18 protein-coding genes and 1 pseudogene are annotated in these 21667 nt (G+C 71.9%); 15 read left to right on the top strand and 4 right to left on the bottom strand.

Translation table 11 applies throughout. The annotated features are described in order from the left end of the window. The first annotated feature begins 21 nt into the window (after positions 1 to 21). From ADK67_RS31225 to ADK67_RS31195, 7 genes are read left to right on the top strand one after another with little or no spacing between them, the layout of a single operon-like run. Complete coding sequence (locus ADK67_RS31225) at positions 22 to 273, top strand: acyl carrier protein (RefSeq protein ID WP_053720133.1); 252 nt, start codon at positions 22 to 24, stop codon at positions 271 to 273. Beyond that, on the top strand, positions 270 to 1433 hold the full coding sequence (locus ADK67_RS31220) for an acyl-CoA dehydrogenase family protein (RefSeq protein WP_053720132.1): 1164 nt from the start codon (positions 270 to 272) through the stop codon (positions 1431 to 1433). Before ADK67_RS31225 ends, ADK67_RS31220 begins: the two co-directional genes overlap by 4 nt. Next, entirely contained in the window at positions 1426 to 2565 is a 1140-nt protein-coding gene (locus ADK67_RS31215; protein WP_231648427.1) for an acyl-CoA dehydrogenase family protein, read from the top strand. The genes ADK67_RS31220 and ADK67_RS31215 overlap by 8 nt, the downstream gene beginning before the upstream one ends. A 56-nt stretch (positions 2566 to 2621) precedes the next feature. Next, on the top strand, positions 2622 to 3299 hold the full coding sequence (locus ADK67_RS31210) for a 4'-phosphopantetheinyl transferase family protein (protein WP_197289698.1): 678 nt from the start codon (positions 2622 to 2624) through the stop codon (positions 3297 to 3299). Further along, positions 3293 to 4129 carry a hypothetical protein gene (locus ADK67_RS31205; RefSeq protein WP_053720131.1) on the top strand — a complete coding sequence of 279 codons (837 nt, stop codon included), beginning with the start codon at positions 3293 to 3295 and terminating at the stop codon, positions 4127 to 4129. The genes ADK67_RS31210 and ADK67_RS31205 overlap by 7 nt, the downstream gene beginning before the upstream one ends. Next, positions 4126 to 5601 carry an amino acid adenylation domain-containing protein gene (locus ADK67_RS31200; RefSeq protein ID WP_053720130.1) on the top strand — a complete coding sequence of 492 codons (1476 nt, stop codon included), beginning with the start codon at positions 4126 to 4128 and terminating at the stop codon, positions 5599 to 5601. Before ADK67_RS31205 ends, ADK67_RS31200 begins: the two co-directional genes overlap by 4 nt. Continuing rightward, positions 5598 to 6077 carry a flavin reductase family protein gene (locus tag ADK67_RS31195; RefSeq protein ID WP_053720129.1) on the top strand — a complete coding sequence of 160 codons (480 nt, stop codon included), beginning with the start codon at positions 5598 to 5600 and terminating at the stop codon, positions 6075 to 6077. The genes ADK67_RS31200 and ADK67_RS31195 overlap by 4 nt, the downstream gene beginning before the upstream one ends. Before the next feature lie 172 nt (positions 6078 to 6249). Here ADK67_RS31195 and ADK67_RS31190 read toward each other — a convergent pair whose 3' ends face one another. Continuing rightward, the gene (locus ADK67_RS31190) at positions 6250 to 7155 is read right to left on the bottom strand and encodes a LysR family transcriptional regulator (protein ID WP_053720128.1); all 906 of its coding nucleotides are present in this window, start codon (positions 7153 to 7155) and stop codon (positions 6250 to 6252) included. A 765-nt stretch (positions 7156 to 7920) separates the two neighbouring features. Between ADK67_RS31190 and ADK67_RS31185 the strand changes: the two genes are divergently transcribed. Further along, positions 7921 to 8487: a dihydrofolate reductase family protein gene (locus ADK67_RS31185; protein ID WP_053720127.1), complete on the top strand. Its 567-nt coding sequence runs from the start codon at positions 7921 to 7923 to the stop codon at positions 8485 to 8487. A gap of 137 nt (positions 8488 to 8624) precedes the next feature. Here ADK67_RS31185 and ADK67_RS31180 read toward each other — a convergent pair whose 3' ends face one another. The 3 genes from ADK67_RS31180 to ADK67_RS31170 form a co-directional block, all read right to left on the bottom strand. Beyond that, complete coding sequence (locus ADK67_RS31180) at positions 8625 to 9842, bottom strand: FAD-dependent monooxygenase (RefSeq protein ID WP_053720126.1); 1218 nt, start codon at positions 9840 to 9842, stop codon at positions 8625 to 8627. 171 nt (positions 9843 to 10013) lie between these two features. Then, positions 10014 to 11543, bottom strand: a complete 1530-nt coding sequence (locus ADK67_RS31175) for a cellulase family glycosylhydrolase (RefSeq protein ID WP_231648426.1) — start codon at positions 11541 to 11543, stop codon at positions 10014 to 10016. Positions 11544 to 11845: 302 nt separating this feature from the next. Then, complete coding sequence (locus tag ADK67_RS31170; protein WP_053720125.1) at positions 11846 to 14305, bottom strand: glycoside hydrolase family 2 protein; 2460 nt, start codon at positions 14303 to 14305, stop codon at positions 11846 to 11848. Positions 14306 to 14542: 237 nt separating this feature from the next. Here ADK67_RS31170 and ADK67_RS31165 point away from each other — a divergent pair, with 237 nt between their 5' ends. The 7 genes and pseudogenes from ADK67_RS31165 to ADK67_RS52850 all read left to right on the top strand — a co-directional run bounded on the left by ADK67_RS31165 (position 14543) and on the right by ADK67_RS52850 (position 21365). Then, complete coding sequence (locus ADK67_RS31165) at positions 14543 to 16222, top strand: ABC transporter substrate-binding protein (RefSeq protein ID WP_053720235.1); 1680 nt, start codon at positions 14543 to 14545, stop codon at positions 16220 to 16222. 337 nt (positions 16223 to 16559) lie between these two features. Next, entirely contained in the window at positions 16560 to 17813 is a 1254-nt protein-coding gene (locus tag ADK67_RS31155) for an ROK family transcriptional regulator (protein WP_157620954.1), read from the top strand. A 4-nt stretch (positions 17814 to 17817) separates the two neighbouring features. After that, complete coding sequence (locus ADK67_RS31150; RefSeq protein ID WP_053720122.1) at positions 17818 to 18708, top strand: aminoglycoside phosphotransferase family protein; 891 nt, start codon at positions 17818 to 17820, stop codon at positions 18706 to 18708. Between the two features lie 88 nt (positions 18709 to 18796). Next, the gene (locus tag ADK67_RS31145) at positions 18797 to 20008 is read left to right on the top strand and encodes a zinc-dependent alcohol dehydrogenase (RefSeq protein WP_053720121.1); all 1212 of its coding nucleotides are present in this window, start codon (positions 18797 to 18799) and stop codon (positions 20006 to 20008) included. Between the two features lie 110 nt (positions 20009 to 20118). After that, a complete protein-coding gene (locus ADK67_RS51390) occupies positions 20119 to 20286 on the top strand; it encodes a hypothetical protein (RefSeq protein WP_157620953.1) in 168 nt (55 codons plus the stop codon). A 118-nt stretch (positions 20287 to 20404) separates the two neighbouring features. After that, a pseudogene (locus ADK67_RS49525) lies at positions 20405 to 20809 on the top strand (nitrate reductase); the annotation flags it as partial. Between the two features lie 85 nt (positions 20810 to 20894). After that, the gene (locus ADK67_RS52850; RefSeq protein WP_053720119.1) at positions 20895 to 21365 is read left to right on the top strand and encodes a hypothetical protein; all 471 of its coding nucleotides are present in this window, start codon (positions 20895 to 20897) and stop codon (positions 21363 to 21365) included. The last annotated feature ends 302 nt before the right edge of the window (positions 21366 to 21667 follow it).

Genomic DNA, 21667 nt, shown 5'->3' with positions numbered 1-21667 from the left:
CGTGAAAGGACCCACTGCGCCATGGACGAGCGTTTCACCGCACTGCTGACCCGTTTCCTGCCCGCGCGCGGCGACCGCGAGCTGACCCACGACACCCCGCTGCGCGACCTGGGCCTGGACTCCATGCAGTCCATCGAGCTGCTGTTCGCGATCGAGGACGAGTTCGGCGTGTCGCTGCCCGACGATGACCTCACCGACACGACGTTCGCCACCGCCGGGAACCTGTGGCGGGCCGTCTCCGCCGCGACGGAGACCCAGGTCGGTGCGGCGTGACCACCACCGCGCCGAACTTCGCCGAGCCGGCGGACGCCGTCGCCGCCGTGGTCGCCGAGCACGCCGGGCAGACCGACGCCGACGCCGCGTTCCCGGTGCGGGCGCTGGACGAGATGCGCGCCACCGGGCTGCTCGGCCTGCTGGTGCCGGCCGAGCACGGCGGTCTCGGCGGCTCGGTCGCCGACGTGCTGGCGGTCAGCACGCGGCTGGGCCGGGAGGACATGTCCGCGGCCATGATCTTCGCGATGCACTGCCAGCAGGTCGCCGCGGTCGTGCGCCACGCGGGCGACCGGCTGCGCGGGGAGCTGCTGCCCGCGATCGCACAGGGCAAGCTGTACCTGGCGTCGGTGACCACCGAGGCGGGCAAGGGCGGCCACCTGCTGACGGCGCGGGCGGAGCTGCGCGACGACGACGGCGAGCTGGTGGTGGACCGGTTCGCCCCGATCGTCACCGGCGGCGCGCACGCCGACGGCTTCCTGGTGACGATGCTCGGCCCGAACGCGACCTCGCCGAACCAGGTCTCGCTCGTCTACGCCGCGCGGGAGCAGCTGGAGGTCACCGCGTCGGGGGAGTGGCAGCCGCTGGGCATGCGGGCCAGCCACAGCGGCGCGCTGCGGCTGCGCGGCCGGGTGCCCGGCCACCAGGTGGTCGGTGAGCACGGCGGCTTCCACGACATCGTCACCCGCACGTTCGGTCCCCTGGCCCACCTGGGCTGGTCGGCGTGCTGGCTCGGCACGGCGAGCGGCGCGCTGTCGCGGGTGCTCGGCGTGCTGCGCGACCCGTCCGCGCGCGGGTCGCTGGACCTGGGTTCCGAGCTGCTGCTGACCCGTCTCGCCAGGGTGCGCCGGCGGCTGGCGGTGGTCCACGCGCTGCTGTGGCGCACCGAGGCCGTGGTGGCGGGCGCGGACGACCTGTCCCGGCCGCGCGTCCGGCTCCTGCTCAACGAGCTGAAGACCACCGCGGCCGAGGAGTGCCACGCGGCAGTCGACGAGCTGGTGGAGGCGGTGGGGCTGCGGCACGGCTACCTGCGCGGCTCGCCGACCGGGCTGGAACGCGCGCTGCGGGACCTGCGCTCGGCGGCGCTCAACTACAGCAACGACCGCCTGTACCTGGCGGACGGGAGGCTCGCCCTGCTGGACCCGGAGGTGCGCTTTGCCTGAGCAGCCGACCGGGACCGGCTTCGCCGAGCGGGTGCGGTGCGTCCTGACAGCCGTGCCCCCGGTGCCCGACGCGACGGCCTGCTGGGCGGCCCTGGGCAAGGCTGGCGTGCTCGCCCAGGCGTACCGGGACGGGCGACCGGAGCGCGGCGTCGACCCGCGGCGGTTGGGCGCGCTGCTCGCGGCGCTGGACGAGCGCGGGCTCAACGGCGTGACGCTGGCCGCGTGCGTGCAGCTGGCCACGGTGCTGCCGCTGCTCGCGGAGGGCGTCGGGTCGGGTCCGGCCGTGGCGGAGGCGTTGGCGCGGACGCTCGACGGCACCGCCACCACCGCGCTGGCCGCCACGGACGAGGCGGCGGGCTCGGACCTCACGGCCCTGGCCACCGAGGTCCGCGCCGAGGGCGACGAGCTGGTGGTGCGCGGCGCGAAGCGGTGGATCACCAACGCGACCCACGCGACCTGGCTGCTGGTGCTCGCCCGGCGTCGACCGGGACCGCACTTCACGAACTTCTCGTGGGTGCTGGTGCCCGCCGACGCGCCCGGCGTGACCGCGCGGCCCGCCGACACCGACCTGTTCGCGGGCAGCGGCGTCGGGCACGTCCGGTTCGACGACGTGCGGGTGCCCGCCGACCACCTGGTCGGCAGGCCGGGCCGGGGGCTGGCCGGCTTCGCGCGGCACATCGCCGTCGAACGGCTCGCCGGCGCGCTGTGGGCGGTCGCCCTGTGCCGGCGGGCGCTCGACGCGGCCAAGCGGTCGTTGACCGCCCGCGACGGGCTGTGGCAGCTCGACGGCGTGCGCCAGCGGTTCGCGACCGGCCTGGTCGAGGTGCACCAGCTGCGCGCGCTGGCCGCGAGCCTGGCCGGGCGGATCGCCGTGGACCACGACGGCACGGCCGGCGCGCTGCTGAAGGCGTCGGTGGGCCCGACCGTGAACCGGGTGCTGGCGGAGTGCGCCCACCTGCACGGCGCGGAGGGGTTCACCGCCGGTGGACCGCACCGGCTGCGCGCGGAGGCCGAGGTCTTCGGGGTCGGTGGCGGGGTGACGGAGGTCGTGCTGGGCGGCGTCGCGGACCAGGCGGACCGGCTGCTCGCGGAGCTGGCCGACTGGGAGTCGGTCCGGGAGTCGGCGCCGTGAGGGCCGGGTCGTGGCGGCCGGGACCGTGGAGATCGGATCCAGGGAGGCCGGGGTCGGTGGAGGCGGGTGCCGTGGAGGCCGGGCTTGCGGAGATCGGTGCGGTCGGGACGGTGCCCGTGACGACCGGCGCCGTGGACGTCCGGGTGCACGAGGACGTGTGGGTGCGGGTCGCCGAGGGCCACACCGGTCCGCCGCACCCGGCCGACGCCCGCGCGGCGGTCGGGATGCCGCCGTGGCGGGCGCGGGAGTTCCTCGCGGGCCGCGGCGTCCTGCGCGACCTGCTCGCGGCGGTCGCCCCGTGGGCCCGGGACGCCGAGGTGACCCCGACCGGCGCCGGCAAACCGGTCCTGGCGGGCGTGCCGGGGGTCGGGGTGAGCGTGTCGCACGACGGCGGCGCGGTCGCGGCGGCCGTGGCGCTGCGCCGTGCCGTGGGCGTCGACCTCCAACGACCGCCGGCCGAGCTGCCGGCGGGGGTCGTGCGCCGCTGCCTGCGCGAGCGGGCGGCCGAGCTGGACCGGCTGCCGGAAGCCGAGCGGGCCGTGGAGTTCGCCCGCGTGTGGACGGTGCAGGAGGCGTGCGTCAAGGCCGAGGGCACCGGCCTGGCCGGGCTGCCGTGGGCGATCGACGTCCCGGCGCGCCCGGTCACCGGCCGGTGGCGGCACTTCCGGTGGGTCGTCCTGCGCGACGCCGTCGACGTGCCGTTGAGCTGCGCGTTCGAGGAGTGGACATGTTGAGCTGCTACACGACCAACCTGGTCGACTGCCTGCGCCCGTACCAACCGGACGTCGACCGGCGGTTCGCCGAGGCGGTCGCCCTCTCGGTGCGCGTCGACCGGCCGGGCGAGGTGGCGTTCACCCACCACGCGCCGGTGGACCCGCGGCTGGGCTACCGGTCGGCCGAGGACTGGTCCGGTGCCGCGGCGGGCCTGCGCGAGGAACTGGCCGACGTCGGGCGCGCCCTGGCCGTGGCCAACACCCGGAACCTGCCGTGGGCGCCGCCGTCCGACGAGGACGTGCCGCACTGGGTGCTGGTGACCGACCACGACGACGGGCGTTGGCTGGTCGTCGACGGCTTCGAGGCGCTGCTGCCGCACGGCGAGCAGCGCCCCTTCCGGGGCTGGTTCGACGACGACGCGCTGCGGGAACTGCTCGCGCCGCTGCCGCCGCTGCGCCCTGAGGTGCACAACCGCGACGTGCACGCGCTCGGCGTGCCGGTCGTGGTGCCGCCGCCGGGCCGCTACCGGTGGCTGTCCCGGCGGGACGTCCCGCCGCCGCTGCCCCCGGCGGGCCGGTGGGTGACGGGCACCGAACCCGCTCTGCGGCACCTGGTCGAGCACGTCGCCGGCGACCCGGCGGCGCTGGGCCGTCACGCCGAGGACCTGTGGGCGGCCAGCAGGCACCACCAGTTCAAGCACGCCGACAACCCGGTGGCGTCGGCGGCGTGGGCGGAGCTGCCCAGGGCGGTGCGCTTCGCGGTGCAGTCCGCCGAGCGCGGGCGCCCCCGCCCGGCCCTGGTGGTCCGGGCCTTCGAGGAAGTCATCGCGGTGGAAAGGCGGAACGGATGAGCAAGACGTTGTACGAGTGGTTCGCGGCGTCGGCCGCCAGGTACGGCGACCACGTCGCGCTGGAGGTCGGGGACGAGCGGCTGACCTACGCCGAGCTGGCGGCGCTGGCCGACCGGATCGCCGCGGGGCTGGCGCGCGGCCCGCACGCGAGGGTCGGCCTGCTGGCCGCGCGCAGCACCCTGACCTACGCCGGGTACCTGGCGGTGCAGCGGCTGGGCGGCACGGTGGTGCCGCTCAACCCGGAGTTCCCGGTCGCCCGCAACGACACCATCGCCGCGTCCGCCCGGCTGGACCGGGTGCTGCGCGAGGGCGACGAGGTGCCCGCGTCGGCCGAAGGGCTCCGGCCGCGCACGCCGGGGCCGGACGACCTGGCCTACGTGCTGTTCACCTCCGGCTCGACCGGCACGCCCAAGGGCGTCCCGATCCGGCACCGCAACGCGTCGGCCTACCTGGAGCACGTGATCCCCCGGTACGAGGTCGGGCCCGGCAGCCGCGTGTCGCAGACCTTCGACACCACCTTCGACGTCTCGGTCTTCGACATGTTCGTCGCCTGGGGTTCCGGCGCGACCCTGGTGGTGCCCACGCGCAACGAGGTGCTGGCGCCGGTCCGGTTCGTCAACGCCAAGCGGATCACGCACTGGTGCTCGGTGCCGTCGGTGATCTCCTTCGCCCAGCGGCTGCGGGCGCTCAAGCCGGGCAGCATGCCGACCCTGCGCTGGAGCCTGTTCGCCGGCGAGGCGCTGACCCTGCAGCAGGCCGAGGCGTGGCGTGCGGCGGCGCCCGGCAGCCGGGTGGAGAACTTCTACGGGCCCACCGAGCTGACGATCACCTGCACCGAGTACACGTTGCCCGCCGACCCGGCCGACTGGCCGCGCCCGGCGAACGGCACGGTGCCGATCGGCACGGCGTACCCGCACCTGGAGCACGTCGTGCTGGACGAGCACGGCCGCCCCGCCGACGAGGGCGAGCTGTGCCTGCGCGGGCCGCAGCGGTTCCCCGGCTACCTCGACCCGGCCGAGAACGCCGGGCGGTTCCTGTCGTTCGACGGCGAGGTGGCGGTCGGCTACGACGGCGCCGGGCCGTTGACCGAGGAGCACTGGTACCGCACCGGTGACCGGGTCCGCCGGGAGGACGGCCTGCTGGTGCACCTGGGCAGGCTCGACCACCAGGTGAAGGTGCGCGGGTACCGGATCGAGCTGGGCGAGGTGGAAGCGGCGCTGCGCGACCAGCCGGGCGTGCTGGGCGCGGTCGTGGTGGCGGTGCCCGGTGGCGACGGCGAACTCGACCTGGAGGCGGTGTGCACCGGGGGCGACCTGGACGAAGAGGCGCTGCTGACCGCCCTGCGCGAACGGCTGCCCGGCTACATGGTGCCGCGGGGCGTGACCGTACTGGACGAGCTGCCGCTCAACCGGAACGGCAAGACCGACCGCAACGCGCTGTTCGCGCTGCTGAGCGAGCGGGTGGCGCGGTGACGTCGGTCGACGTGGTCGACGCGGAGGCCTTCCGGCGGGCCATGGCCCAGCTGCCGACGTTCGTCACCGTGGTGACCACGCGGAGCCCCGGGGGACCGGTGGGGTGCACGGCGAACGCGGTGATGTCGTTGTCGCTGGAGCCGTCGAGCGTGGTGGTGTCGCTGCGCAGCGGCGGCCGGACGCTGGAGCACATCCGCGCCGCGGGCGCGTTCGCGGTCAACGCGCTGGCGTGGGAGCAGCGGGAGCTGTGCCGGCGGTTCGCCGTGGGCGACCCCGCCCGCCGGTTCGACGGGGTGCGGCACGTGCTGCGCGGCGACGTGCCCGTGCTGCCCGACGCGGTCGCGAGCGTCGGCTGCGTGATCGAGGACGCCCTGGAGGTGCACGACCACACGCTCCTGATCGGCCGGGTCGTCTGGTCGGCCAGCGGGGAGCACCCGGCGCTCGTGCTGCGGGCGGGGGAGCAGCACCGGTGCTGAGCGCCGGTGCGCGGAGGGCGGTCGCGGTCCGGGGTCGTGCGGCGGGAAGACCTCCGGTGGTCCTGCCTCGGGCACGCCGGGGCAGGGGCGCATGCCGGTCACGAGGTCTCCGGTGCCAGGGTTCGCCTGGTCGCGGATCCGTTCATCGGAGACCTCGCCACGCCCTCGGGCACTAGGCGTGCTCGGCCACCTGTTCGCTCACCACCCGCGTCGCGGCCGCGGTCAGCGCGCTGAGGGCGGCGTTCGGCGTGCGACCGCGCCGGCAGGCCAGTTGCGTGTAGACGGGAAACGGGAAGGACCACGGCAGGCAGTGCAGCCTGCCTTCGCCGATCTCCGACCGCACGGTGACCGACGGCAGCAGCGCGATGCCCAGGCCGGACGCCGCGGCCCGCTTGGCCACGTCGACCGAGTCGAGCGCCAGCACCGACGAGCGGTGCTCCGCCCCGGTCAGGTCGAGCAGCTGGACCAGCCGGTCGTGGTAGGTGCCCCCGCTCTCGGCCTTGATCAGGGTCGCGCCGCGCAGGTCGGCGTCGGTGACGGTCGCCCGGCGGGCCAGCGGGTGGTCCGGGCCGGTGACCAGGACCAGCGGCTCCTCGCACAGCACCGTGACGTCGAGGCCGTCCCGGTGCTCGACCTCGTCGGTGAAGAACGCGCAGTCGAGGGTGCCGTCGCGCACCGCCGCCAGGTTGCCCGGCGTGTCGCGGGAGCGCAGCGACAGCCGGATTTCCGGGTGCCGCCAGTGGACGTACTCCACCAGGGGGAACAACCGGTACTCGGTGAGACTCTGCGTGGTGCCGATGACCACGTTGCCCTTGGGCTCGTCGTCCACCGAATTCACTTTTAACGCTTTGTCCGTGAGCTTGATGATGTCGGCGGCGAGGGGTAGTAGTTCGGCGCCAGCCCGGGTCAGCTGTATGCCCTGGCGCAGCCGTCGGAACAACCGGGCGCCGAGCACGTCTTCGAGCGTTTTGATCCGCGCGGTGACCGTGGGTTGCGAACATTTGAGCAGTTCGGCGGCCTTGGTGAAGCTCCTCGTCTGCGCGACGGTGGTGAAGGCGAGAAGATGACGGGTCTCCAACGATTCCTCCCATGCACGGTGAAGCGAGTCGGCACCCGGCGCCCCCGGTCGTGCCGGATCCGACCGCCCACGTCCACCCAGTAGCACGTCCACCCAGTAGTACGACACGTACTCGATCGCACAGGTCTGCGGCCTGCCCTCGCGCGGGACGAGCACTTCAGCCTGTGGTCGCGGCCCTCGTCCGGGGAGGCCCGCCCACCTCGCCGACAACCGCCGGGCGCCCACACGCCCCGGTTCGGCTCGGTGCCCGACATTGTCGGCGTCGGATCGCGGGAAACCTTTCGGACTCACCGCACGACGCCATGCGGGGTAGTGGGATCACGGAATCAGCTCAACCCGCGGAGCGCGCGGCCGCGGCGGTCCGGAACGGATTGCCCCAAGTCGTCAACGTGATCAGCTCTCCCCGGATGAGCGCCTTCAACGACTGGGCTCACAATGCCACAAATCAATGAAAAATGCAGTTTTCACCGACGGTCACGGAGGGTTGCTCCATTCGATGTGCAATTACGACTTCTGTCAGGCGGCGTTCACGTCCCGGTGATGCGGCGGTGGTTGTCGCGGGCCGGCGCCGACCCGTACGGTGCAACTTGCACCGGGTCGCGAACGTCACCGGTTCACCCTTCCGGTTCATGTGATGTGCGTCACTTCGCCTTGCGGATGGCTCGCGAACCCCTGGTCGTTCCGCCGCCGTCGTCACAGCATGTGGCGCGTCGAGCCGGCGTGGCGGCGCGATGAGCCGCCCGCGCTCCGGCAGTCTGTACCGCCATGGGAACGCTGACCTACGGCATGAACGTCTCGTTGGACGGCTACGTCGTCGACGCGAACGGTGACCTCGACTGGAGCACGCCGGACGAGGAGCTGCACCAGTACTGGAACGACCGGACCGGGCGGATGGCGCTGTCGCTGTACGGGCGCAAGCTGTACGAGCTGATGTCGGCCCACTGGCCGACCGCCGGCCAGGCGCCTGACGTGCCGCCGGTGGAGGCCGAGTACGCCAGGCTGTGGCTCGCGATGCCGAAAGTGGTCTTCTCCCGGACCCTGGAATCGGTCGACTGGAACTCCAGGCTCGAACGGGGTGACGTGGTCGACGTCGCCAGGCGGCTCAAGGCCGAGACCGACGGCCTGATGGAGGTGGCCGGCGCCACGCTCGCCGCACCGCTGGTCCGGGCCGGCCTCGTGGACGAGTTCCACGTGCTCGTCACGCCGGTCGCGATCGGCGGCGGCCTCCCGTTCTTCCCGTCGCTGACCAAGTGGCTGCGGCTGGAACTGGTGGAGAACCGCACGTTCAAAACGGGCGCGGTTCTACTGCGCTACCAGTCCGTCCGTGACTAGGGGACAGGAAGTCCCGGTCGGGTTGCACGGCCTGCTCAACCCGACGCCGCCGCTGACATCCCACGTCTGCCAACAGAGGGTGAAGCGGCTTCGCGACGGACGCTGACGTCCGGTACTGCCGCTTGCACGGCGGTGGACTACGGCGTGGCCGAGGAGGTGGTCCGTGGTCCGGAGTCCGGCACGCCGGCGTAGTCGGGCAGTTCGACGCCGTTGATCGCGCGCCCGACCAGTTCCGCGAACCACTCGCCGGCGAAATCGGGGCCCGGCTCGGTGTCCGGCCCGGGGACGGCGCGGCTGCGGGCGTTCAGCCGGCCGATCTCCTGGTTGGCCTCGACGAACGAGCGCATCCGCGCCTCGTAGCGGGCGAACCCGGCGTCGGGGTCCCACCCGGCGGCGGCCAGTTCACCGGCCAGCAGGTAGGCGCCGACCAGGGCCAGCCCGGTGCCCTGCCCGGACATCGGCGACGAGCTGAACGCCGCGTCCCCGAGCAGCCCCACCCGTCCGCTCGACCAGCGGTCCATCACCACCTGGGCGACCTGGTCGAGGTAGAAGTCCGGGGTGTCGTCCAGGTGCGCGAGGATGTCCGAGGTCAGCCAGCCCAGGCCCGTCATCCGCTCGCGCAGCAGAACCTTCTGGGCCGCGACGTCACGGTGGTCGACGTCGAAGTCGGCCGCGGGGAAGGAGAACATCGCCATCGCCCGGGTGGCGTCCCGGACGGGGCGCAGGAGGGCTGAGCGCCCGGACGCCTGATCCTGGTGCTCGAGCAGCCAGCGGTCCAGCCCGAACTCGTTGGGCACGCTGTAGAAGGCCAGCACGTGCCCGAGGTGGCGCAGGAACCGCTCGTGCGGCCCGAAGACCATCGCCCGCAGCGCCGAGTGCAGCCCGTCGGCCCCGACCACCAGGTCGAAGCGCCGCCGGTCGCCGCTCGCGAAGACCACGTCGACCCCGTCCGCGTCCTGGACGAGTCCGACGATCCGGTCGCCGAAGACGTACTCGACACCGTCACGGGTGTCGTCGTAGAGCACTCGGGAGAGGTCCCCGCGCAGGATCTCGATGTCCGCGATGAACCCGTCGCCACCGTCGTCGTCGGCGCGGAACGTCTCCAGCACCTGCCCGTCCGCGTCCACGGTGTGCGCGCCGGCGGTGTCGGTGCACGCCGCGCGCACCGCCGCGGCCAACCCCATGCGCCCGATGACCTCCTTGGTCACCCCGCGCGCGTCCACCGCCTGCCCACCGGGACGCAACTCGGGCGCCCGCTCCACCACGGTCACCTCGGCTCCCCGCCGACGCAACCAATGGGCCAACGCGGGCCCCGCGATGCTCGCCCCCGCCACCAACACCCTGATACCGCTCACCGCGCCCCCCAGCTCACCCGTCCGGATCCCGGTCCGGATCCTACGGTGACCCGCGGCCCCGGCCGGCGAGCAACCACGAGGACGCTTTCGACTGAGCCGCCCCGACCTGGTCCTGTTCGGACCGGCGGCCGGGGCGGCTCGACGTGCGGGCGGAGCTGTGCGGGTGATCGGTCAGCGGGTCGAGTAGGGGTCCTGGGTGAGCAGGTGCGCCTTGTAGCCCTCGCCGATGCCGGGCTCGGGCGTGCCGGTCCAGTCCTTGATCAACACGGCGCCGGTGCTGCAGCCCCACGGGTTCCAGGTCCACGGGAGGTAGCCGATGTGGTGGGCGTCGGCCCAGTTCGCCACCCGCTGCATGTAGTCGAAGCCGCAGTTGTCCTGGCCGAACTCTCCGAGCACGACCGGGACCTGCGCCGCGAGCGGGGCGATCTGGGTGTCCCAGCACGTCTCGGTGGCGCAGGCGTTGAAGCTGTAGGCGTGCCACGAGGCGGCGATGTTGTTCCGCGGGTCGACCGGCTTGTACTTCAGCCACTCGCGCATGTCGTTGGCCCACTCCAGGCCGCCCAGCATGAGCACGTTGGTCGCGCCGGTGGACCGGACCGCGTCGACCAGGTCCTGCATGCCCGCCACCTCGTAGGGGATGCCGGTGCAGGTGCCGCCGTCACGCCAGCACTGCCAGCCCGCCGTCTTGTCCCAGTCGGCGGCCATCTCCGGGTACGGCTCGTTGAACAGGTCGAAGACGACGGCGTCGTTGCCCTTGAACGTGTTCGCGACGCCGGCCCAGAACTGCGGCGAGTACTTCGCGTCGGGCATCGGCTTCTGGCACACCGCGTGCTCGTCCTTGCAGTGCCAGTCCGGGCTGTTCGTGTAGGCGCCCCAGGTCCAGTGCAGGTCGAGGATCACGTTCATGCCGTTGCGCACCAGCAGGTCCACGTAGTCCTTGACGTGCTGCTGGTAGGTCGCGCCGCCGGGCGAGCCGTAGACGTCCAGCCAGCACTCCTCGTTCAACGGGACCCGCACCGCGTGGATGTTCCAGGTCTTCATCGCGTCCACCGACGCCTGGTCCACCGGGCCGCTGTCCCACATGCCCTTGCCCTGCACGCACGCGAACTCGCCACTGGAGCGGTCCACTCCGAGCAGCCGGTACGGCGTGCCGTCCGCGGTGACCAGCGTGTTGCCCGACACCCGCAACTCCGGCGCCGGCCCGTCGACCGGCGGAGTCGTGGTCGTCGTGGTGGTGGTGGTCGTCGTCGTCGGGTCGACGCCGGTGCACGCCGCACCGTTGACGGCGAAGTCCGTCGGCTTGGCGTTGGTGCCGCTGTAGGAGAAGTTCGCCCCCGTCGAGACGCTGCCGTTCGCGGCGATGGTGCCGTTCCAGCTCAGGTTGGTGACGGTGACCGTCTTGCCGGACTGGGACCAGTTGCCGCTCCAGCCGTGCTGCAGGGTCTGGTTCCCGGCGTAGGAATAGGTCAGCGTCCAGCCGTTCACCGGCGACGAGCCGAGGTTGGCCACGGTCAGCTTGGCGCCGAAACCGCTGCCCCAGTCGTTGGTCGTGTAGTCGACCCGGCACGCGAACGCCGCCGCCGAGCTCGCGTCACTCGCCCACGACCCGCCCGCCGCCGCCATCAGGGCCGTGCCCGCGATGGACACCACAGCGCCCACCGCGGCGAGCGCGGTACGGCGTTTCCTGACTCTTCCGAACATCTGCACTCCTTTGTGCGAGTAACAGCCCAGTCGCCGCCATGTCGCCGAGAAGTGGTGCACCAGGCGAGGGAGGGCCATCCAATTGAGAGTTGGTCGCTCCCGTCGAAGTGCCCAGGTAACTCTGGGAGCGTTCCCAGGATGACGGTAGCGAAGAGTTTGCGAAAGTTGAAGACCCCGCGCGAAATCGGCCTTCGGGGATGACTTCGCCAATTCCGTGCCTGATGGGGTCGAGAAAACAAATCGCCAAAATCCGGAGTCGTGGCCGGCTTACATCGGCCATCGGCTCCGGGCTTCGGCTCTCCTCACCTGCGGGAGTTCGAAACGCCCGCCACGGATGTGTTGGCGCAACGGAGCACGCGCGGGTGGAGCAACATGGACGGGTCGTGCAGCCTCTGCGACGTGCGGACGATGAAGTGGTGCGTTTCTCCGGCGGTCAGCGAGATGAGCATGTCGTCGACAACCGCGTCGGCGGCCACTTTGTCGACCAGGAGGCTGAGGTCGCGGACGTAGGAGGTGGCGTGCACGTCGACGCGGTATCCACCAGCCACGGGTGCGACGTCTGCGGTGAACGGTTCCGGGTGGTAGCGGAGGTCGAGGTCTTCGCGGAACAGGTGGTGGGTGCGGACGCCGTCGGCGGTGGCGACCAGCACTTCGCTCGTCGGGTCGGCGGGTTCGAGGACGTCGTCGGTCAGGTCCAGCGGCGCGGTGGAGCGGGGCGGCACGTCGAGCCGCAACTCGGCGGTGGCCAGCACCTCGCCGGTGAAGTCCTGTCGGGTCACGTGCACCGCGCCCGTCCAGGGCTCGTCGTGGTCGTTGATCGCGACGAGGGTTGGCCTCTCGTCGCGTGGCTGCACGGTCAGCAGCCGTGGCGCGAAGGCGTGCTTGAGGGCGTAGTAGAGGGGTTTGGGGCGTTCGTCGCTGTCGATGGCGGCCCACGAGATGGCCGGCCAGCAGTCGTTGAGCTGCCAGACCAGGGCCCCGGCGGTGCGTGGCCACCAGGAGCGGTAGTGCTCGACGCCGAACGCCACGGCGCGGGCCTGGTTGAGCTGGGTCGCCCAGTGCCACTGCTCGAAGTCGGTAGGGACCGGCAGGTGGGGTGCGAGGCCGCGGTCGAGGTTGCGGTTGCCGTTGACGGCTTTCTGGTGGAGCAGGAACGCGGGGGAGGTGGGCGTCAGCGGCTCGTCGTGGATCCACCGGGTGAGGGTGGTCCAGGTGGGTGGCCCTTGGAACCCGAACTCCGCGCTGAAGCGGGGGATGTGGTCGCGGTAGTGCGTGTAGTCCAGGAAGTTCCAGACGTCCCAGTCGTGCCGGGTGCCGTGGTCGGCGTCGTTGGGCGGCAGGTCGCCGGGGCTGTACGGGCTGCCCGGCGCGTACGGGCGGGTGGGGTCGAGTTCTTCGATGATCTCGGGCAGCAGCTCGTGGTAGTAGCCCGCGCCCCAGGTCCGTCCTTCCAGGTTGTCCTGCCACCCCTTCCAGTCGGTGTAGGCGGGGAGGTTTTCGTTGTTGCCGTTCCACAGCACGAGTGACGGGTGGGCGACCAGGCGGGTGATGTTCTCCCGCGCCTCGGCTTCGACCTCCCCGCGCAGCGGCTCCTCTTCGGCGTAGAACGCGCACGCGAACGGGAAGTCCTGCCAGACCATCACGCCGCGTTCGTCGCAGACGTCGTAGAAGTCGTCGGTCTCGTAGATGCCGCCGCCCCACACCCGCAGCATGTTCATGTTCGCGCCGACGGCCTGGTCGACCCGCCGAACGAGCCGCTCGCGCGTGACCCGGCTGAGGAAGTGGTCGTCGGGGATCCAGTTGGCGCCCTTGGCGAACACGCGCTTGCCGTTGACGACGAAGACGAACGGGGTGCCGAAGTCGTCCGGTTCGGTGTCCACGGTGACGGTGCGGAACCCGATCCGACGCTCGACGGCGTCCACCTGCCGACCATCGGCCAGCAGTGCGACGGTCAGGTCGTAGAGCGGTTGGTCGCCGTAGCCGACCGGCCACCACAGCCGGGCGTCCGGCACCAGCACGGTGATGTGCGCGGCGTCGCCGGTGACCACCAACGCTTCCGTGCGTTCGCCGACCGTGACCAGCACGGTGTAGTCGCGATCGGCGGCGCGGTCCAGTTCCAGGTGCACGTCGACGCGCCCGGTGCCGTTGGCGTTGACGGTGACGAGCGGCCGCACGCGGGTGAGACGGGCGGTGTCCGAGCGTTCCAGCCGCACGGGTTTCCACAGGCCGGCGGTCTGCAGGTCGGGTCCCCAGTCCCAGCCGAAGGAGCAGGCCATCTTGCGGATCGCGTTGTACGGGTGCGGGTACGCCCGCTGACGCCAGCCGAGTTCGGCCTCCGCCCGTTCGGCGTGGGCGAGCGCGGACCACAGCGTCACGGTCAGGTCGTTGTCGCCGTCACGCAGCGATCCGCCGACGTCGAAGCGGTGGACGCGATGCATGTTGGCGGTGTGGCCGAGCACCTCGCCGTTCAGCTCGACGGTGGCGACGGTGTCGATGCCGTCGAAGACCAGCTCCACCCGTTCGCCCGCTCGTGCCGCCTCGGCCCGGAACGTCGTGGAGTACTGCCAGTCGACCCGGTGCATCCAGGTCAGCTCCGCCTCGTTGCGGTCCCCGTACGGGTCCGGGATGAGGTCGGCGGCCAGCAGGTCGAGGTGGGTGCTGCCGGGGACCTGCGCGGGCACGTCCCGGCCGGTGAGGTCGGCCGGCACCGGGCCTCCGACGGCGCGCAGACGCCAGCCGTCGTGCAGGTTCAAGCGCGTCATGGCAGCTCTCTTCCTCATCGGTCGCCGCAGGGCGAAGCGCATCGAGATGGTTACTCAGGCAGGTGAAGTAAGTCAACACCTGGCTGTTGAGCTGCGCGAGCCTGTTGAGACGCGGCTCGCCGAACGGCGCACTCCACCCCATTGCCAGGCTTAATTAGATGACCTAATAATGGCCGGGCGCAGGGCGGGTGTCGTGACGCGTCCCGCGAACCGCACGTCAAGGAGGACGTCGTGACGATGTCGAGAAGCCCCGCCGCGCGTGTGCGCGCCGCCACCGCCCTGCTCGCCGCGGCGGTCGTGGCCGCGGGGTGCGGACCGTCGAGCACGTCGGCCGGGGCCGAGAGTTCCACCTTGGTCGCCTACACCGGCCAGTCGGGCGACTACCAGATCAACTTCAACCCGTACGCGCCGACCAGCATCGGCGGCGGGGGCACGATCTTCGAGCCCCTGTTCTTCTTCAACGTCCTGCGCGACGCCGAACCCACACCGAAGCTGGGCACCGAGTTCGCCTGGAACGCGGACGGCACGCAGCTGTCCGTCACCCTGCGGGACGGCGTGACCTGGTCCGACGGCGAGAAGTTCACCGCCGCCGACGTCGTGTTCACCCTCGACATGATCAGCAAGCACAAGGGTATGAACAACACCGGCTACGCCGGGCGGGCCGAGGCCGTCGACGACACGCACGTGATCATCAGGTTCGACCGACCGTCGTTCCTGGACGGTCCGTCGGTCCTCGGCCGGATCTACATCGTGGCGGAGCACAAGTGGAAGGACATCGCCGACCCGGCGGTCGCCGTGGTGAAGGATCCGGTCGGCACCGGTCCGTACCTGCTGGAGGAGTTCAAGCCGCAGGCGTTCACGTTCAAGGCGAACCCGACCTACTGGGGCGGTGAGCCTGCCGTCAAGAAGGTCCGCTACCTCTCGCTGTCCGGCAACCAGGCCGGCGCCGCCGCGCTCAAGGCCGGGCAGATCGACTGGCAGACCGGGCCCGTGCCGGACGTCAAGGACGTCGCCAAGACCTACCCCGGCTACCAGGCCACCATCACCCACTCCAACCAGATCGCACTGGTCACGTGCAGCAACGCCGCCCTGGGCTGCCAGGGGCCGCAGACCGACCCGGCCGTGCGCCAGGCGATCTACCACGCCATCGACCGGACCCAGACCAACGCGCTGGCGTTCGAGAACACCGGCAGCGACGTCTCACCGAGCTTCCTGCTCCCGGGACGGGACGACGCCCTCGTCTCCGACAAGCTGCAGAACAAGACCGCGCCGATGCGACCGGATCCGGCCAAGGCACAGCAACTCCTGGAGAGCGCCGGGTACGCCAAGGGTTCTGACGGCATCTACGCCAAGGACGGCGCACCGCTGTCGCTGACGTTGAGCGTCGTCGCCGGCTGGACCGACTACATCACCGCGGTGGACACGATGGGCCAGCAGCTGCGGCAGGCCGGCATCAAGCTCACCCCGCAGCAGGTGTCCTGGAACGAGTTCGTCGACGCCAAGGACCGCGGCGCGTTCCAGCTGATCATCGACTCGCTCTACCAAGGCCCCGCGCCGGACCCGTACTACCTCTACAACTACTTCTACAGCACCGCGCAGACCGCCGCCGTCGGCGCGAAACCCGGCCCGAACGTCAGCCGGTTCTCCGACCCGCGGGTCGACCAGGCCCTCGACGCCCTCAAGCTCCTCAACCCCACCGACACCGCCGCCCGGCAACCCCACCTGGACGCGATCCAGACCCGCATCGAGCAGACGATGCCCTACATCCCGGTCCTCACCCAGGGCACGATCAGCGTCCACCACGACGCCAAGTTCACCGGCTGGCCGACCGAGCGCGACCTGTACGCCTCCCCGGCGGTCTGGGCGCACCCCGACAACGCGGAAGTCCTGCTGCGCCTCCGCCCCACGGGTAAGTGACTCCGCATGCTTCGCCACGAAGGACGTCCATGACCATCGAGCAGACGGTGACCACCACCGTGGGCACCGCCCCGTGGTTCGTGGAGTCCCGGTCGTCGCGCGACAACCCGAAGCGGAACTGGCACTGGTGGCGCCCACCGCGCGACGGTTTCGAAGCCGGGCAGCCGGACCTCGACTGGAGAATCCCGGAAACGGCCGCACCCCCCTTCCTTAGGCTCCCTGGGAAACCGAACGCGCTGATGGTGGCACCTGAAGGGGGTGACGGTGGGCGACCCGGTGGGCTGGAGAAGGGCTAAGTGAAGTAGCCTGGCGAAAGGGTGCGGCGAAGGAGGGAATCGTGGCGAGGAGCCCGGTCTGGGCAAGCCGGCCGAAGACGCGCGGCGTGGTCCTGGACGTGATCAGGGCGGCGCGCTCGATCAGCCGGGTGGAACTCGCCGCGGCGACCGGTCTCACCGGGGCGACGATCTCCGAGGTCGTGCGCGAGCTGCTGGGCGACGGCCTGGTCGTCGAGGCCGGTCGTGGTGCGCCGACGGGTGGCAAGCCGCGCACGATGGTCCAGCTCAACCCGCCCGCCCGCTACAGCGTCGGAGTGCAGCTCGAGCGCAACGCCTGCGTCATCGTGGTTGTCGACCTGGCCGGCCGACCGGTGGCGCGCACGTCGTTCCACGGCGTGTCCTCGATGCCGCCGGAGCAGGCGTTGCCGCTCGTGGCGTCACGGGTGGACGCCCTGCTGACGACGGCGGGCATCGAGCGCGAGAAGGTGCTGGGGGTCGGCCTGGTCAGCTACGGCCCGCAGGACCGGACCGCGGGCGTGCTGTTGACGCCGCAGCCCACCGAGGACTGGTACGACTACCCCGTCGCGCCGCACCTGGCGGAGAGCCTGGGTCTGCCCGTACTGCTTGACAACGACGCCGCCGCGGCGGCCATCGGCGAGTACTGGATGGGTGCGGTGGACCCGCACAGCACCTACGGCTGCTTCTACATGGCCACCGGGATCGGCGGCGGGGTGGTGGTCGCCGGCGAGGTGTACCGGGGCAGCTCCTCGAACACCGCGGAGATCGGCCACATCTCCATCGACGTCAACGGCGACGACTGCACGTGCGGCAACGTCGGGTGCCTGGAGAACTACGCCGGCCCGGCGGCCCTGGTCCGGCAGGCGCTGGCGATGCCGGACCTCGCCCGACGGCTGGCGCTCGACCCAGCGGCCGACGACTTCCTGACCGAGTTCGCCCGGATCGCGGCGGCCGCGAACGCCGGCGACCCGGAGGCGCGTGAACTGGTCGAGCGGTCGGCGCGCTACATCGGGCACGCCGCGGTCACCGTGTCGGTCCTGTTCGACCTGGACACGATCGTCCTGGCCGGACAGAGCTTCGCCGTGGCCGGCTCGATCTACCAAGCGGTGATCCAGCAGGAGCTGGACCGCCGGTTGTTCGCCCGCAAAGCGCATCCGGTCCGGGTGGTGCCGTCGGTGAACGGGTCGGACGCGGCCGCGATCGGCGGGGCGGTCCTCGTCCTGCAGAGCGAGCTGATCCTCGGCCGCTCCGAGGACGGGGCACGGCCGGTGCCCGCCGGCGCGGTCGAGGCGCCGTGACCGCATGACCGAGATCGAGATCACCGGAGAGTTGGTCCGCGACCTGCTGCGGGAGCAACACCCGGACCTCGCGGGGCTGGCCATCCGTGAGGTGGCGGGCGGCTGGGGCAACCAGATGTGGCGTCTCGGGGACGAGTTGGCCGTGCGCATGCAGCGCATGGACCCCACCCCGGAGCTCCAGCTCAAGGAGCGGCGATGGCTACCTGTGCTGGCCCCGCGCCTGCCGCTCCCGGTGCCGACCCCGGTGCGGTTCGGCGAACCGTCCGAGCGCTTCCCCAAGCACTGGACCGTGATGACGTGGGTTCCCGGCGAGCCGCTCGACCACGGCTCGATCAGTCGCGGCGCCCACGCGGCCGACACGCTGGCGGGTTTCCTCCGAGCGCTCCACGTGGAGGCGCCCGCCGAAGCGCCGATCGCCACGGACCGCGGTGCCCATCCCAGGAACTGCACGGGCGGCTTCGAGAACTTCCTCCAGGCCGTCGCACTGGACGACATCGCTGCCGACGTCTGGGCGGTCTGGGACGACGCCGTCGCAGCCGGGGCGTGGGAGGGCCCGCCGGTGTGGGTGCACGGCGATCTCCATCCCGCGAACGTCGTCGTCTCGGACGGAACGCTCGCGGGTGTCGTCGACTTCGGTGACATGTTCGCCGGCGATCCGGCGTGGGACCTCGCCGCCGCCTGGGTGCTGCTCCCCGCGGGCACGGCCTCACGATTCTTCGACACGTACGCGCACGCGGACGAGGCGGCGATCCGGCGCGCCCGCGGGCTGGCCGCCATGAAGAGCCTCTTCCTGATGCTCATGGGGCAGAACGGGGATCGGGGTCTTCCCGGCGGCAAGCCTCACTGGGGACCTGCGGGTCGGGCGGCACTTGATCGTGTTCTGAAGGGCGTTTGAGCGGCGCGGGGCGTCGCTGTCGACCACGCCGGCGTTTCGGCGCCGATCGCGCGGGAAGCCGTCCGGGGACGACGACGGAGGTGACGGCATGAAAGCTGTGGTGTGGCACGGGACCGGGGACATCCGCCTGGACGACGTGCCCGACCCGAAGATCCTGGAACCCAGTGACGCGATCGTGCGCATCACGCGCAGCGCCATCTGCGGCACGGACCTGCACCTGGTGCGCGGCACGATGCCCGGCATGGTCGAGGGCACGGTCCTCGGGCACGAGGCGGTCGGCGTCGTCGAGGAGGTCGGTCCCGCCGTGCGTGGGTTCACCCCGGGTGACCGGGTCGTGGCGACCTCCACGATCGGGTGCGGCACCTGTTCCTACTGCCGGGCCGGCTACTACGCGCAGTGCGACACGGCCAACCCGAACGGGCCGTCCGCGGGCACGTCGTTCTTCGGTGGACCGGAGACGACAGGTCCGGTGGACGGGTTGCAGGCGGAGTACGCGCGGGTGCCGTTCGCGATGACGACCCTGGTGCGCATCCCGGACGCGGTCAGCGACGACCAGGCCATCCTGCTGTCCGACATCTTCCCCACCGCGTGGTTCGGCGCGCGACTGGCCGAGGTCGGCAAGGGCGACAGCGTGCTGGTGCTCGGTGCGGGGGTGGTGGGGCAGTTCGCCATCGCGTCCGCCAAGCGGCAGGGCGCGGGCCGGGTGTTCGTCGTGGACGGCATCGCCTCGCGGCTGGACAAGGCGCGCGAGCAGAACGCCGAGACGATCGACTTCAACCGCGAGGACCCCGTCGCCCTCGTCAAGGAACTGACCGGCGGCATCGGTGTGGACCGCGTCATCGAGGCCGTCGGCGTGGACGCCCAGCGGCCCAAGACCGGCCCCGCCGCCGAACAGGCCGAGCAGCAGGCAGACCAGTTCGAGCAGGAACGGCGGCAGGCCGCGCCCGAGGCCAACCCCAGCGGCGACCAGTGGGTGCCCGGCGACGCGCCCAGCCAGGCCCTCCGGTGGGCGGTGCAGGCCGTCGCCAAAGCGGGCAGCATCGGGATCATCGGCGTCTACCCACCGGGTTTCGGCAGCTTCCCGATCGGCGAGGCGATGAACAGGAACCTCACCGTGAAGATGGGCAACTGCAACCACCGCCGCTACCTGCCCGAACTGCTCGACCTCGTGGTCAGCGGCACGGTCGACCCCACCGCGTTCATCACCCGGCACGAGCGGCCGGTCACCGCGGTCGAGGCTTACGCGACCTTCGACCGCCGCGACGAGGGCTGGCTCAAGACCGTCCTGGACGTCGCCTGAGCGCCCCCGGCCCACCACCGTCGCAGGTCGCCGCCAACCCGGGACCCAACCGCGGCGCTGATCCGGTCGCGCCCGCGTTTCGCGGCCGAGGAGGCGGGTACCGGACTGGCATGGACGACATCACCGGAGCCGGTCCCGGGGAAGACGCGGTGCGTGCCGGCGAGGCGAAGCCCGCCACCGAGCAGGAGGAAGGCCTCGGCGAACCGGATTCGTCATCGCCCGACGACCGGCGGGACGACGACCCCGGGACACCCGAGGGCGACCGCGACGACGCCTGACCGCGACGACGCCTGACCGCGACGGCGTCACGCGCCGGTCGGGTCGGCTCCGTTGGTCCCTGACAGCCGGACCCGTGCGGTGGCCGTCACCGATTCACACCGGATCGATGGAGGACGCATGGCCGACCGGATCGCGGACATCTGGGGTGCCCGGACACCGCACGCGAAGGACGCCCCGTGGCCCGTGCGGGTCGACCTGCACCTGGACGAGCGCCTGGCGGAGTCGGACGTGGACCGGTGGGTGCAGTCGGCGTGCGTGTTGTGCAGCAACGGCTGCGGTTGCGACATCGCCGTCAAGGACGGCCGCATGGTCGGCGTGCGCGGTCGCGCGGGTGACGTGGTCAACCACGGGCGGCTGGGGCCCAAGGGCCTGTACGGCTCGTGGCAGTGGAACGGCCGAGACCGGTTGACCCGTCCGCTGGTGCGGCGGGGCGGTGTCCTGGTGGAGTCCGACTGGGACACGGCGATGGACCTGGTGGTGCGGCGCTCCCGCGAACTGCCCTTGGCCGGGCACTTCGTCACCGGGCTGCTCGTCCCGCTGCTCACCGACCCGGACGTGTGCTACGTCAAGGGTTTCTACCGCCGCGCGCTGGAGTGCGGGGGACAAAGTGGAGGCCGACGGCGGCGGCCGGGTCACCGAACTCGTGGCGCGACCGCTGCTGAGCCTGTTCTGGCCGGACCTCGCCGGGTTCGTCCAGCCGCTCGCCGGCGAGTACGCGGGACGGCGCCAGGTGCTCACCGGGTTGCCGTTCGTGGCGGACTACGGCGTCGAGGTCGGTCACCTCATCGACCTGCTGGCGCTGCACGGGCTGGACGCGATGGCGCAGGTCGACCTGGACGTGCGCAGGCACTCCCACCAGACGACGCACAGCCTCGGTCGGATGTCGGCGCCGATCCTGCTGACCGTCCTCGATCGGCTGGCGCGCGCGGACCGGTCGCCGAGCGGGTTCCGGGACGCGATGACGTTGACCCAGTTCCACCGCGACGGCCGGACGTGCGGGCCGGAGCTGGTGGACGCCGAAGTGCGGTTCCGGGAGCGCCCACCGCTGGCCGGGCTGGAGGCCGCGCGGTGGGCGTGACCGTGCCGGTGAACGCCGGTCCTTGGCTGCCGGTACCGCCGCACGGCTACGGCGGTATCGAGAACGTCGTCGCCACGCTGGTGCCCGAGCTCCGCAGACGCGGTGTGCGGGTCGTCCTGGCCACCGTCGGCACGAGCACGCTGCCCGCCGACGGCCGGCTGTCGTTGTTCCCGGACGGTCGGTTCGAAGACCTGCTCGACGTACAACCGGGTATCCGGCATCGCCCACGCACACCTGCACCGCGTGCTCGCCGAACTGCGGGCGCGCGACGACATCGACCTCGTGCACGACCACGTCGAGGT

Source organism: Saccharothrix sp. NRRL B-16348 (genome assembly GCF_001280085.1).
Lineage (GTDB): Bacteria > Actinomycetota > Actinomycetes > Mycobacteriales > Pseudonocardiaceae > Actinosynnema.
Note: the sequence above shows the minus strand (reverse complement) of the source record. Positions and strands in the feature narration are given on the sequence as shown.